This window comes from Pseudomonas edaphica, from assembly GCF_965277385.1.
Taxonomy (GTDB): Bacteria; Pseudomonadota; Gammaproteobacteria; order Pseudomonadales; family Pseudomonadaceae; genus Aquipseudomonas; species Aquipseudomonas edaphica.
The window spans coordinates 4,745,214-4,757,937 of the sequence record NZ_OZ255725.1 but is presented as its reverse complement, the minus strand read 5'-3'; the positions used below and the strand labels follow the sequence as shown (position 1 = coordinate 4,757,937).

At 57.9% G+C, this 12,724-nt stretch carries 12 protein-coding genes and 4 tRNA genes; 7 read left to right on the top strand and 9 right to left on the bottom strand.

Translation table 11 applies throughout. From position 1 onward, the window contains the following. The first annotated feature begins 73 nt into the window (after positions 1–73). The 4 genes from flgA to ACQY47_RS21665 all read left to right on the top strand — a co-directional run bounded on the left by flgA (position 74) and on the right by ACQY47_RS21665 (position 2,683). Positions 74–832, top strand: a complete 759-nt coding sequence (flgA, locus tag ACQY47_RS21680) for a flagellar basal body P-ring formation chaperone FlgA (RefSeq protein ID WP_428551716.1) — start codon at positions 74–76, stop codon at positions 830–832. A gap of 159 nt (positions 833–991) precedes the next feature. Beyond that, positions 992–1,318 carry a flagellar biosynthesis anti-sigma factor FlgM gene (gene flgM / locus ACQY47_RS21675; protein WP_017138390.1) on the top strand — a complete coding sequence of 109 codons (327 nt, stop codon included), beginning with the start codon at positions 992–994 and terminating at the stop codon, positions 1,316–1,318. Between the two features lie 48 nt (positions 1,319–1,366). Continuing rightward, the gene (locus ACQY47_RS21670; RefSeq protein ID WP_017138391.1) at positions 1,367–1,837 is read left to right on the top strand and encodes a flagella synthesis protein FlgN; all 471 of its coding nucleotides are present in this window, start codon (positions 1,367–1,369) and stop codon (positions 1,835–1,837) included. A gap of 96 nt (positions 1,838–1,933) precedes the next feature. Then, complete coding sequence (locus ACQY47_RS21665; protein WP_017138392.1) at positions 1,934–2,683, top strand: flagellar brake protein; 750 nt, start codon at positions 1,934–1,936, stop codon at positions 2,681–2,683. Between the two features lie 61 nt (positions 2,684–2,744). Here ACQY47_RS21665 and ACQY47_RS21660 read toward each other — a convergent pair whose 3' ends face one another. Together ACQY47_RS21660 and ACQY47_RS21655 are read right to left on the bottom strand one after the other, a co-directional pair. Continuing rightward, positions 2,745–4,136, bottom strand: a complete 1,392-nt coding sequence (locus tag ACQY47_RS21660; protein ID WP_017138393.1) for an MFS transporter — start codon at positions 4,134–4,136, stop codon at positions 2,745–2,747. A 329-nt stretch (positions 4,137–4,465) separates the two neighbouring features. Continuing rightward, a tRNA-Arg gene (locus ACQY47_RS21655) sits at positions 4,466–4,542 on the bottom strand. Between the two features lie 325 nt (positions 4,543–4,867). Here ACQY47_RS21655 and ACQY47_RS21650 point away from each other — a divergent pair. The 3 genes from ACQY47_RS21650 (at position 4,868) to ACQY47_RS21640 (ending at position 6,005) form a co-directional block, all read left to right on the top strand. Continuing rightward, on the top strand, positions 4,868–5,095 hold the full coding sequence (locus ACQY47_RS21650) for a hypothetical protein (protein ID WP_099548206.1): 228 nt from the start codon (positions 4,868–4,870) through the stop codon (positions 5,093–5,095). A gap of 11 nt (positions 5,096–5,106) precedes the next feature. Then, positions 5,107–5,286, top strand: a complete 180-nt coding sequence (locus tag ACQY47_RS21645) for a PA3371 family protein (protein WP_428551710.1) — start codon at positions 5,107–5,109, stop codon at positions 5,284–5,286. A 392-nt stretch (positions 5,287–5,678) separates the two neighbouring features. Beyond that, positions 5,679–6,005, top strand: coding sequence for an Arc family DNA-binding protein (locus tag ACQY47_RS21640; RefSeq protein ID WP_003193592.1), 327 nt, complete (start codon positions 5,679–5,681; stop codon positions 6,003–6,005). Positions 6,006–6,128: 123 nt separating this feature from the next. On the opposite strand, the gene mgtE is transcribed toward ACQY47_RS21640, so the two are convergent. The 7 genes from mgtE to alaS all read right to left on the bottom strand — a co-directional run bounded on the left by mgtE (position 6,129) and on the right by alaS (position 12,718). Then, positions 6,129–7,571: a magnesium transporter gene (mgtE, locus tag ACQY47_RS21635; RefSeq protein ID WP_017138415.1), complete on the bottom strand. Its 1,443-nt coding sequence runs from the start codon at positions 7,569–7,571 to the stop codon at positions 6,129–6,131. Between the two features lie 339 nt (positions 7,572–7,910). Then, positions 7,911–7,987, bottom strand: a tRNA-Arg gene (locus ACQY47_RS21630). A 72-nt stretch (positions 7,988–8,059) separates the two neighbouring features. Continuing rightward, a tRNA-Arg gene (locus ACQY47_RS21625) sits at positions 8,060–8,136 on the bottom strand. Between the two features lie 108 nt (positions 8,137–8,244). Then, positions 8,245–8,335: transfer RNA gene (locus ACQY47_RS21620), tRNA-Ser, on the bottom strand. Between the two features lie 62 nt (positions 8,336–8,397). Then, on the bottom strand, positions 8,398–8,586 hold the full coding sequence (csrA, locus tag ACQY47_RS21615; protein ID WP_003175645.1) for a carbon storage regulator CsrA: 189 nt from the start codon (positions 8,584–8,586) through the stop codon (positions 8,398–8,400). Between the two features lie 174 nt (positions 8,587–8,760). Further along, positions 8,761–10,002 carry an aspartate kinase gene (locus ACQY47_RS21610; protein WP_017138417.1) on the bottom strand — a complete coding sequence of 414 codons (1,242 nt, stop codon included), beginning with the start codon at positions 10,000–10,002 and terminating at the stop codon, positions 8,761–8,763. A gap of 97 nt (positions 10,003–10,099) precedes the next feature. Further along, positions 10,100–12,718: an alanine--tRNA ligase gene (gene alaS / locus ACQY47_RS21605; protein WP_138450939.1), complete on the bottom strand. Its 2,619-nt coding sequence runs from the start codon at positions 12,716–12,718 to the stop codon at positions 10,100–10,102. Positions 12,719–12,724 lie beyond the last annotated feature (6 nt).

Below are 12,724 nucleotides of genomic sequence, written 5' to 3'. Positions count from 1 at the left end.
CTTTGGCTATACCTACAAGGGCAACGACGCTCACCCAACACTAAACGGCACGGGCTTTGCTATTTATTGGTCTATGAACCTTAAAACGACAGTTTTCCGACGCATCCCACGGTATCGCAGATTGCTCTGCGCAACGATGGCTTTGTTTGCCTTGGGCTCGGGCACCACGGCTCGCGCAGATAATGTCACCTTGCCTGATCTCCTTATCGGCGTCACCCAAGGCTTTCTTGAGTTCACTGTAGAAGATTATCTGGCGACCACCCAAACGCCGGGGCGTTACGAAATCCAGGTCAACCAACTGGACCCGCGCCTGCGCATGCCCATGTGCGACAAGGAATTGACGGCCAGCCTCGAAAGCCCGGCCCAGCCCATCGGCCGCGTGACGGTAAAAGTGCGCTGCGAGGGCGCCTCACCCTGGACCGTGTTTGTGCCGGCGCAGGTCAAACTGTTCCGCGATGTGGTTGTGGTCACACGCCCGCTCAAACGCACCGGCATCATTGGTTTTGAAGACGTGGCCCTGCGTGAACGCGACATCAGCCTGATCAACCAGGGTTACCTCACCGCTGTGGACCAAGCGATCGGGCAGAAACTGACCCGACCAATGGTTACCGACCAGGTCATCACGCTAGTACATCTGGAACAGGCTGAAGTGATTCGCAAGGGCGACCAGGTGGTGATTTCCGCCAGCAGCGGCGGGCTGATGGTAAAAATGCCGGGGGAGGCGCTGTCCAACGGCGGGATGAGCGAGCAGATCCGGGTCAAGAACCTCAATTCCAACCGTGTGATCAAGGCGCAGGTGACCGCGCCGGGCCAGGTTGAGGTGGCGCTATAGAAGATCACCGCTGTGAGATCACTGGTGTGAAACGCCAGGTTTTCCTACACTGTGCGTGGGATGTCGACCTGTACAGGTTTATTGTCAAACGAGCCTAAAGTTTGTCCGGGTATGGCCGAAAACATGGCAAGCGTCCAAATACCCAGAGGTTTTTTTAACATGGTCATTGATTTCAGTCGTTTAAATAACACCCAGGCTTTGCCGGGCAATACGCGCACCAGCGGGGCAAAGGACGGCGTAGAAGCCAAGTCCCAGCCAGCACCTGCCGCCAAGGCAGAACAGGCCAGCGCCAGCCAGAGCGGGGAATCGGTACACCTGAGCAATGAGGCTCAACAGTTGCAGAAGGTCACTGACTCGCTGCGCGATCAACCCGTTGTCAATAAAGCCCGTGTGGCCGAATTGAAACAGGCAATCGCTGATGGCAGCTATAAAGTCGACAGCAACCGTGTCGCCAGCAAGCTGCTTAACTTCGAAGCCGAGCGCTAGGCAAAGGCCTGCGCAGGGCTTGTGGACGCTTAAAACCCAAGGCCAGCCATGCACCACGACGAACATTTGCTTGAACTGATCATTGATGATCTGGCGCCGACGCAACTTCTGCTCGAGCTGCTCAAAGAAGAATCCCTGGCCCTCTATGGCCGGGACATGCGCTTGCTGGAGGAAATCCTGGCGCGCAAACAGTCGCTGATCGTGCTGCTGGAGCAGCATGGCAAGAAGCGCAGCGAAATTCTGATCAGCCTCGGCCTGCCGGCTGATCATGATGGCCTGGCACAACTGGCCAGCCACTCCTCGGTAGGCGATCAGTTGCTGGCGCAGAGCACCGCACTCAATCAATTGCTGGCCCAGTGCCAGGAAGCCAACCTGCTCAACGGCCAGTCGATCCAGCTGCAGCAGGCTACGACCGCCAACCAGTTGCGCATACTCCACGGCGGAGAGCCTCCGGCGCTGTACAACGCCCAAGGGTCGACCTCGCGCCTGGTCAAGCCAAGCACCCGCAGCCAAGCCTGACACCGGTTTACAGCGCGCCCTATCCAAGGCGCGCTACATGCTGGCAAAATGCCGGTTCTTGCGTGTAGTCGTATTTTGCCTGGAGATGGAAGAACCGTGTTCAACGCCCTTAATGCGGAAGATGCTCCGCAGCCACCCAAGGTGCTCACCACGCCTCTGGAAATCGCCAGCACGTTGCGAATGCTGCAAGAAAGCCATGACCCGCTGATTATCACTTTCCATGAACGCAGCCAGCGGTTCCAAAGCTATCTGGTGGATATAGATCGGGACAGCAAAACGCTCGCCCTGGACGAAATGATCCCCCGCGACGGTGAACGCTACCTTGAGAACGGCGAACCGTTCCGCATTGAAGGCTTCCATGACGGTGTGCGTGTCGCCTGGGAAAGCAACGGCACACTGACCATCAGTGAAAAAGGCGGCCACCGCATCTACACCGGCAGCATGCCCGACGAGGTGGTCTACCATCAACGTCGCAATGCCTTTCGGGCAGCGTTGAAACTGGCCCAACTGGTAAGCATCGAGCTGGGTGGCGAAAAGCTCAAGGCACCGATCAGCGGCAAACTGCTGGACATCTCCGCCACCGGCTGCAAGCTGCGTTTTGAAGGCGACATTTCCGATCGCCTGCAGCTGGGCCAGGTCTATGACCGCTTTATCGCCGCCCTGCCCTTTGGCAGCATGACCACCTCGGTGGAGCTGCGTTACCTGCACGTCGAAGACAAGATCAACACCACCTTCGCCGGCGTTCGCTTCCATAACATGAGCGGCTTGGTTCAGCGCCAGGTTGAACGTTTTGTGTATCAGTTGCAGCGTGAAGCGCGGCGCTTTGACAAAGACGACGACCTTTAAGCCTTAAAGGCCGTATCAATAAAAACGGGCAGATCCTGATGGGATCTGCCCGTTTTTGCTTTCAGGGGCGTGCCCTGCTCAAATCGTGGGGATGCTCGTCAGGCCCCAGAGGCTCCGGCGGCCCTTCAAAAGCCGGTTCATCCGCGGGTTGCTGCGGGTCAGTTTCGATTTCAGGTTCCGGGTCGGGCACCACGCTCTGCATTTGCTCCTGCACCACCGCTTCATCCACCCGCGGGTCAAGGCAGGCCACCAGCGGCGAGCTGGACATGCTGTCGGGCATCGCCACGTGATGCAGCGGCGCATCGTCCACCTGATGCAGGTTAGTCACCGCCTTCGGCCGGATCCGCCACACCAGGACCAATGCACACAGGCTGAAAAAGGCGTACAGCATGTGGCTGCCGAACAGCTTCATCACCACACCCGCCAACAGCGGCCCGACACTCGCGCCGATGCCGTAGGTCACCAGCAACATGGCCGTCAGCGACACGCGGCGATCACCTTCCACATGGTCATTGGAGAACGCCACTGCCAACGGATACAGGCAGAACTGCACCAGGGAACACAGGAAGCCAGCCACGAACAGCACTTCCAACGGCACTTGGGTCATCACGGCCAATGGCAACGCCGCCACCGCCAGGCACAAGGCAAAGCAGCGAATCAGCAAGGCACGATCATAGCGGTCCGACAACCAACCCAATGGCCACTGCACCAACAGACCGGCAAAGATGCAGCTACCCATGAACAGGCCGACCTGCTCGGTGCTCAAGCCTTGCTGCGAGGCATACAACGGCGCCAGGCCGTAGAACGAGCCAACGATCAGCCCCGCGCCCAGCACCGTACTCAGCGACTGCGGCACACGCTTGATAAAGAAGCGTGGCTCCATAGGTGCAGGGTGCAGAGGCGCCGGGTGAATGCGTCGGGTCATGGCCACCGGCACCAGGCACAAGGCAAAGCACAGCGCCACGAGCATGAGCAATTCAAGGCCAAGCTGCGGGTGCATGACCAGAATCAACTGACCCAATACCAGCCCAAGGTAGGAGGCGATCATATAGCCGCTGAATACCACGCCACGCTGCTTGGCGTCCGCCTGCTCATTGAGCCAGCTTTCGATAACCATGTACTGGCACATCATCCCCAGACCCACGATCATCCGCAGCACAATCCAGGCCGGCAGCCAGTTGATGAGGCCGTGGCCCAACACCGCCGCGCCGACAATCCCGGCACAGGTGGCATACGCGCGAATATGCCCGACGCGGGCAATCAGGCGATGCCCGATCTTGCCGCCCAGCACCAGGCCGAAGTAGTTGGCCGCCATCAGCGCACCCACCCACAGGCTGTCGACGTGGTCGGCTGCCAGACGCAAGGCAAGGTAAGTGCTGAGCAGGCCGGACCCGATCAACATCATCAAGGAGGCGAAATAAAGGGCTCGAAAAGATTTCCAGATCTGGCGCATCGGCGTTCCGAGCGGCTCCTTGCAGTGAGGGACAGGGCTATCAGCATGATAGTCCGGGGTTGCCGGGAGCGGACAGACGCAGCGGGCCGTTTTCCGGGGAATATTTTGCTTAATCGTTCAGACGCTGCCTGGCCGCATGCAAGGTACAAAAATAGCTGCAAGCTGCAAGCTGCAAGCTTGTAGCTTGTAGCTTGTAGCTTGTAGCTTGTAGCTTGTGACTGACAACTGCCCTGCATGCTGTGAACCCTGATAGGCGGCAAGGTTCGACCGGTGTTGCAGGCACGCACAAAAAAGCCCTGCCAGGACAACCTGTGCAGGGCTTTTGAAGATGGTGTCCCAGGGCCGGTTCGAACGGCCAACCTTCCCCTTAGGAGGGGGATGCTCTATCCAATTGAGCTACTGGGACAAATGACAGCCATTGGGCACGGGGCACAGCGACGGACGGCGTGCATGTTAACGGCCAAGGTGGGTTTTGTCATGTCGTCCGTGGGCTTTTTGAGTGTAGGCCGATCCTTGTTCGACCGAGGCCCGCGTTGCCCCGCAGCCACGGGGCCTGGATGCTGTCGTGCAAAATGCACTACCCCAAAATGCCATCATTGCAAATTGCAACCCGACGCCACTTTAAAGTAGACTCAAGTCATTGATTTTAATGAAATAATAGATTGGCACGGGACCTGCAATACTTCTCCTACAAACCCATCCAGCCACGGCGTTTAGCGGAGAACATGACCATGAACAGTGCCCTTCTGTTAGCCCTCAACACCATAGCCTTGGCTGCACTGGTGATGTTTCATTTCCAATCCACCGGCAGTAATGATCCTGCGCAACTTAGCCAGGCCGTGCCGCACCATCTGCAACAACGCCCGCAATTGGCGGTGATGACGCCCAACGCGCAATCGCCGGTACGCCTGACCCAAGGCACCCAGACTGCACCGGCATCCGAACATTGGGTTTTCTAAGGACGCCATTCATGAGCAAATCCGCCTGGCTGTTTTTGTGCCTGACTGTCGCCACTGGCCTCCTGGGCCTGGGCGCCACCTCTGAAGATGGACAAACTGCTGCAATGATCGCAGCCGGCGTGTTCACGAGCCTGCTTGTGCTGACGCTTTTCATGGGCCGCAAAATCAAATTCGACCCCGTTTTGCGGTAATCTCTGCGCCACCTCCCTCCCTCGACCTTATGTCGCCCCGCCCTAGCAAATCGGCAAATTGCCACTAGTCTTAAAGATAAGGGCAAAAGGCCACTTTGCTTTAGGATATGCGGCCTCAATCCCTGCGCGCGCCTGGACTTACGGGAAGTTCCCCTGAGGAATGACGCGTTGAAAAGTTTTCCAACCAGTCCGCAAAAATACAAATGAGTGCTGGCATTAAGCCTTTAGTCAGTTCAATATTTGTCACAGAATTGACGCCAAGGAAATGTCAAATCTGAGGCATGATGCGGCCTCTTTGCAATTCGGGTTGAACTTTGGTCGTGAGCCTTGTCTTAACACTCATCTTGCGGCCAATTCCAAAAACCGCTCCCCTGAACTAACCGGTTAAATATATGCGCCCATTGAAACAGGCAATTTATTCCAGCCGTACGGCTGACAAGTTCGTCGTACGTCTGCCAGACGGAATGCGGGAACGCATTGCCGAGGTGGCTCGCAATCATCACCGCAGCATGAACTCCGAAATCATCGCGCGCCTGGAGCAGAGCCTTATTCAGGAAGGTGCGTTGGGCGAAGAGTTGAGCATGCGCCTGGACAGCCCTGAGCTGTCACTGCACGAACGCGAACTGCTGCAGCGTTTTCGTCAGCTCTCCCACCGCCAGCAAAATGCTCTCGTCTCGCTTATCGCGCACGACGTTGAGGCGGCCGCAGAAGCCAATTGATCTGCAACTGAAAGCCGAAGCCAGCGCTATGCTGGCTTTTTTTTGCGTGAAATTTGAGGGCACCGCAGAGGACTTGTGTGGGAGCGAGCTTGCATTTGCTAGCAAGCCCGCCCCCACAGGGGATCAGAGCAGAAAGATCGTCGCCAGGCCCAGGAAGATGAAGAAGCCACCGCTGTCGGTCATGGCCGTGATCATCACACTGGCCCCCATGGCCGGGTCGCGCCCAAGGCGCGCCAGCGTCATGGGGATCAACACGCCCATCAACGCCGCCAACAGCAGGTTGAGGGTCATGGCAGCCGTCATCACCACGCCCAGCGACCAACTGCCATACAGCAAGTAAGCCACCACGCCGATCACCCCGCCCCACACCAAGCCATTGATCAGGCCCACGGCCAATTCTTTGCGCAACAGGCGCGAGGAATTAGCCGTACTGACCTGGTCCAGTGCCATGGCACGCACAATCATGGTGATGGTCTGGTTACCGGAGTTACCCCCAATACCTGCCACGATCGGCATCAGCGCCGCGAGGGCGACAAGCTTCTCGATGGAACCTTCGAACAACCCGATCACGCGCGAAGCAATGAACGCCGTGATCAGGTTGATCGCAAGCCACGCCCAACGGTTATGCAGGGAGCGCCAGACTGACGCAAAAATATCTTCCTCTTCACGCAGACCCGCCATGTTGAGGACTTCGGTTTCACTCTCTTCACGAATCAGGTCGACCATTTCATCGATGGTCAAACGGCCAATCAGCTTGCCGTTCTTGTCGACCACAGGCGCCGAGATCAAGTCATAACGCTCAAATGCCTGGGCAGCCTCGTAGGCGTCTTCATCCGGGTGAAAACTCACCGTATCGCTGGCCATCAGATCCGCTACTTTCTTTTCCGGATCATTGACCAGCAGGCGCTTGATCGGCAACACGCCCTTGAGAATGCCTTCGTAGTCGACCACGAACAGTTTGTCAGTATGGCCCGGCAGCTCTTTGAGCCGACGCAGGTAACGCAAGACCACTTCCAGGCTGACGTCTTCGCGGATGGTGACCATCTCGAAGTCCATCAATGCGCCGACCTGATCCTCGTCATAAGACAACGCGGAGCGCACGCGCTCACGCTGCTGGCTGTCGAGGGCCTCCATCAACTCATGGACAACATCACGCGGCAGCTCAGGCGCCAGGTCAGCCAGTTCGTCGGCGTCCATCTCCTTTGCAGCGGCCAGGAGCTCGTGATCGTCCATGTCGGCGATCAGGGTTTCACGGACCGAGTCGGATACTTCAAGGAGGATGTCGCCGTCGCGGTCAGCCTTGACCAACTGCCACAGGGTTAGTCGATCATCGAGTGGCAAGGCTTCAAGAATATAAGCGACGTCGGCGGAGTGCAGATCATCGAGCTTGCGTTGCAGCTCAACGAGGTTTTGCCGGTGAACCAGGTTTTCGACGCGGTCGTGGTGCGGACCTTCCTGGCGGTGCGTGAGGTCTTCGACCACGCGCTGACGCTGCAGCAGCTCGATGACTTGAGCCAGGCGATCCTGCAGGCTGTCTTGTGTTTTCTTTACTTCTACTTCGGTCATAGGCGAACTCCACTCCCAGCAGCGGGGCACGCCGGAAGGATCAATCAGTCAATTCATGATTGGTAAAACGGGGTACTGAGCAACTACTGGGTAAGTCCATGGAGGTATTCCACAAGCCCCGGCGGGGCTGACGGGCGCAATGATACACGCTGCGCGCGCTTTAAACGTTAAAAAACTGGAAAGAACAAGCGCTTGCGAGCCAAAGCTGAGCATTGGCTGCATCCATGAACTGCGACGACACAGCCCGAAAGGAAAACACATGAGACAGGAGAAAGAGTTGAAATCCTACACAAACCCCAGACGGCAAAAAGCCCGCACTAGGCGGGCTTTTTGTTTGTATGGTGCACTCGACAGGATTCGAACCTGTGACCGCTCGGTTCGTAGCCGAGTACTCTATCCAGCTGAGCTACGAGTGCAGATTGTGTTTTTAGACCAGATCACAACTGGTTGAAGCCAAGTCACCTGCATTGCTGCAACTGACTCTTAAATGGTGCACTCGACAGGATTCGAACCTGTGACCGCTCGGTTCGTAGCCGAGTACTCTATCCAGCTGAGCTACGAGTGCATTTGTTGCCGCGCATTATAGGCCGTTCAATCTCTATGTAAAGCTATTTTTTCGTTTAATTTCAACAACTTAGCGAAAAAACCAGATTGCAACGTACTAAGCAAATAATGGCGGAGAACGGGGGATTCGAACCCCCGACACCCTTTTGAGGTGTACTCCCTTAGCAGGGGAGCGCCTTCGGCCACTCGGCCAGCTCTCCGCAACACGGGGCGTATATTAACCACGTTCATCCCCGTTTGCAAACATAAAAAACGATAAAAATTAAAGGCTTGGTTCTTCGTCCTTCTCTTTCTTGATCCGCAGGTAGATTTCCTCGCGGTGGACAGCTACCTCTTTCGGAGCGTTAACCCCGATACGTACTTGATTGCCTTTGACGCCGAGCACGGTCACGGTGATTTCGCCATCACCGATAATCAGGCTTTCTGCGCACCGACGAGTCAGAATCAGCATAGCTTTCACCTCACGCATTTCAGTTCAGGAACAACAGTCTGCAAAAAAAAGGCGTTCGACCTACAACCTGATGGCCATAGCCCTAACGACCTAAGTATTGTCGAGCGCACGCAAAAGACCATGCGCTCCACAAAAAATGAAAGGCGCGGTATACCGCGCCTTCCTGGTATCGCATCACTCGCCCGGTCGGGCCGGAGCGTCCAGCTCAAAAGCGGTGTGCAGTGCGCGCACTGCCAGCTCCAGGTACTTCTCTTCGATCACCACCGAGACTTTGATTTCCGAGGTGGAGATCATCTGGATGTTGATGCTTTCCTTGGCCAACGCCTCGAACATGCGGCTGGCAACGCCGGCATGGGAACGCATGCCCACGCCCACGATCGACACCTTGGCAATCTTGGTATCCCCGACCACTTCACGGGCGCCAATCTCGCTCGCGGTGTTCTGCAGGATACGCTCGGCAGCATCGTACTCGTTGCGGTGCACAGTGAAGGTGAAATCGGTGGTGTTATCGTGCGAAACGTTCTGCACGATCATGTCGACTTCAATGTTCGCGCCACTGATAGGGCCGAGGATCTTGAACGCCACGCCCGGGGTGTCTGGCACGCCACGGATCGTCAGCTTGGCTTCATCGCGGTTGAAAGCGATGCCGGAAATGATCGGCTGTTCCATGGATTCCTCTTCATCAATAGTAATGAGGGTGCCCGGACCCTCTTTGAAGCTGTGCAATACGCGCAGCGGAACGTTGTACTTGCCGGCGAACTCCACCGCGCGGATCTGCAACACCTTGGAACCGAGACTGGCCATTTCCAGCATCTCTTCAAAGGTGATCTTGTCCAGGCGCTGGGCCACGGACACCACACGTGGGTCGGTGGTGTACACACCGTCCACGTCAGTATAGATCTGGCATTCATCGGCCTTGAGCGCTGCTGCCAGCGCCACGCCGGTGGTATCCGAACCACCACGCCCGAGGGTGGTGATGTTGCCCTGCTCGTCCACACCCTGGAAGCCTGCTACAACTACCACGCGGCCGGCTTTCAGATCTGTGCGGATTTTCTGATCGTCAATCTGCAGGATGCGTGCCTTGGTATGCGCGCTGTCGGTGAGGATGCGCACCTGGCTTCCCGTGTAGGACACTGCCGGCACACCACGCTTGTTCAGTGCCATGGCCAGCAAGGCAATGGTTACCTGCTCGCCGGTGGACACGATCACATCCAGCTCACGCGGCAGCGGCTGTTGATCACCACTGATTGCCTTGGCCAGATCGATCAGGCGATTGGTTTCGCCGCTCATGGCCGACAGCACCACCACCAGGTCATCGCCGGCGTCGCGGAATTTCTTAACCTTGTCGGCGACCTGCTCGATTCTTTCGACAGAGCCGACCGAGGTGCCTCCAAATTTCTGTACGATCAAAGCCATTTCTAAGCCGCCTCAGCCCGTAAAGGGGCGCCCAATAAACAAATCGTCCAGCACCCAAACGAGCCCATGACTAGACCATGGGCTCATTAACAGTGCCTTAAATGCCGGCCTCGACAAACGGCACGGTCAGGGCCAGGGCCGCGTCCAGGGAGCCTGCGTCTACACCACCGCCTTGCGCCATGTCCGGACGACCACCACCCTTCCCGCCCACTGCCGCAGCGGCTTGCTTCATCAAATCACCGGCCTTGAGTTGGCCAGTCAGGTCTTTGGTTACACCGGCAACCAGAACGACCTTTTCCTCATGGACACCGCCGAGCAGGATCACTGCGCGGCCGAGCTTGTTCTTCAACTGATCGACCAAGGCCAACAGCGCCTTGCCGTCCTGGCCGTCCAGGCGCACAGCCAGTACTTTCACGCCCTTGACGTCCAGCGCGGAGGCCGACAGATCGTCGCCCGCTGCGCTCGCCGCCTTGGCTTGCAACTGCTCCAGCTGTTTTTCCAGTGCGCGGTTGCGCTCCAGCACGGCCGACAGCTTGTCGATCAGGTTGTCGCGGCTGCCCTTGACCAGGCCGGCCGCTTCCTTGAGTTGTTCTTCAGCCGCATTGAGGTAAGCCAGGGCCGCAGCACCGGTGACCGCTTCAATACGCCGTACACCAGAGGCCACGCCGCCTTCGCTGATGATTTTCAACAGGCCGATATCGCCCGTACGGTTAGCGTGGATACCGCCACACAGTTCCACCGAGAAGCTGCCGCCCATGCTCAGTACGCGCACTTCGTCGCCGTACTTCTCGCCAAACAGCGCCATGGCGCCTTTCTTCTTGGCGGTTTCAATGTCGGTTTCTTCGGTTTCAACCGGGGTATTCTTGCGAATCTCAGCGTTGACGATGTCTTCCAGCGCCTTGATCTGCTCAGGCTTGATCGCTTCAAAGTGGCTGAAGTCGAAACGCAGGCGCTGGCTATCGACCAACGAACCCTTCTGCTGCACATGCTCACCCAGCACTTGGCGCAACGCAGCGTGCAGCAAGTGAGTGGCAGAATGGTTCAAAGCAGTTGCATGCCGCACGTCGGCATCGACTTGAGTGTCGACCGGCGCACCGACCGTCAGGTTGCCCAACACCAGCACACCGTGGTGCAGGAACGCGCCGCCGGTCTTGGTGGTGTCACGCACTTCAAAACGCCCGGAGGTCGAGCTCAGGAAACCACAGTCACCCACCTGGCCACCGGATTCGGCGTAGAACGGCGTCTGGTCCAGGACCACCACCGCTTCGTCGCCTTCGCTCAATACGTCGACCGACTTGCCATCTTTGTAGATGGCCACGATCTTGGCCGCGCCAACGGTCGCCGCGTAACCGGTGAACTCGGTGGGCACGTCAACCTTGACCAGGGTGTTGTAGTCCAGGCCAAAGGAGCTGGCGGAACGGGCACGCACGCGCTGGGCTTCCATCTCACGCTCAAAACCCGCCTCATCGATGGTCAGCTCGCGCTCACGGGCGATGTCGGCGGTCAGGTCCATCGGGAAACCGTAGGTGTCATACAACTTGAACACTACATCGCCCGGCACCACGGTGCCTTTGAGTTCAGCCAGGTCCTGCTCGAGGATCTTCAGGCCGTGCTCCAGGGTCTTGGAGAACTGCTCTTCTTCAGCCTTGAGCACGCGCTCGATGTTGGCCTGCTGCTGCTTGAGTTCCGGGAAGGCATCGCCCATCTCGGCGACCAGCGCGGCCACGATCTTGTAGAAGAAGCTGCCGGTGGCGCCCAGCTTGTTACCGTGACGGCAAGCGCGTCGAATGATGCGGCGCAGCACATAGCCGCGGCCTTCGTTGGACGGCAGCACACCGTCGGCGATCAGGAAGCCGCACGAACGGATGTGGTCCGACACCACCTTGAGCGAAGACTGGTTGTCATTGGCGCAGCCAATGGCGGCCGCCGACGCGCTCAGCAGGTTGGTGAACAGGTCGATTTCGTAGTTGGAATGCACGTGCTGCATCACCGCACTGATCCGCTCCAGGCCCATGCCGGTGTCCACCGACGGCGCCGGCAGCGGATGCAACACGCCATCGGCGGTGCGGTTGAACTGCATGAAGACGTTGTTCCAGATCTCGATGTAACGGTCGCCGTCTTCTTCCGGCGAGCCCGGTGGGCCGCCCCAGATGTCGGCGCCGTGATCATAGAAAATCTCGGTGCACGGGCCGCACGGGCCGGTATCGCCCATGGTCCAGAAGTTGTCGGACGCGTAAGGCGCGCCCTTGTTGTCGCCGATGCGAATCATGCGCTCGACGGGCACACCGATTTGCTGGGTCCAGATGTCATAGGCTTCGTCGTCGGTCGCGTAGACCGTGACCCAGAGCTTTTCCTTGGGCAGCTTCAACACGCCGGTCAGGAAGGTCCAGGCGAAGGTAATCGCATCTTTCTTGAAATAGTCGCCGAAGCTGAAGTTACCCAGCATCTCGAAGAAGGTGTGGTGGCGAGCGGTATAGCCGACGTTTTCCAGGTCGCTGTTCTTGCCGCCGGCGCGTACGCACTTCTGGCTGCTGGTGGCGCGGGTGTAAGCGCGCTTTTCCTGGCCCAGGAAGCAGTCCTTGAACTGGTTCATCCCCGCGTTGGTGAACAGCAGGGTTGGGTCATTGCCTGGGATCAAGGAGCTGGAGGCTACACGGGTGTGGCCTTGCTCTTCGAAGAAGCGAAGGAAGGCTTCACGGATTTCTGCGCTTTTCATTAGGTT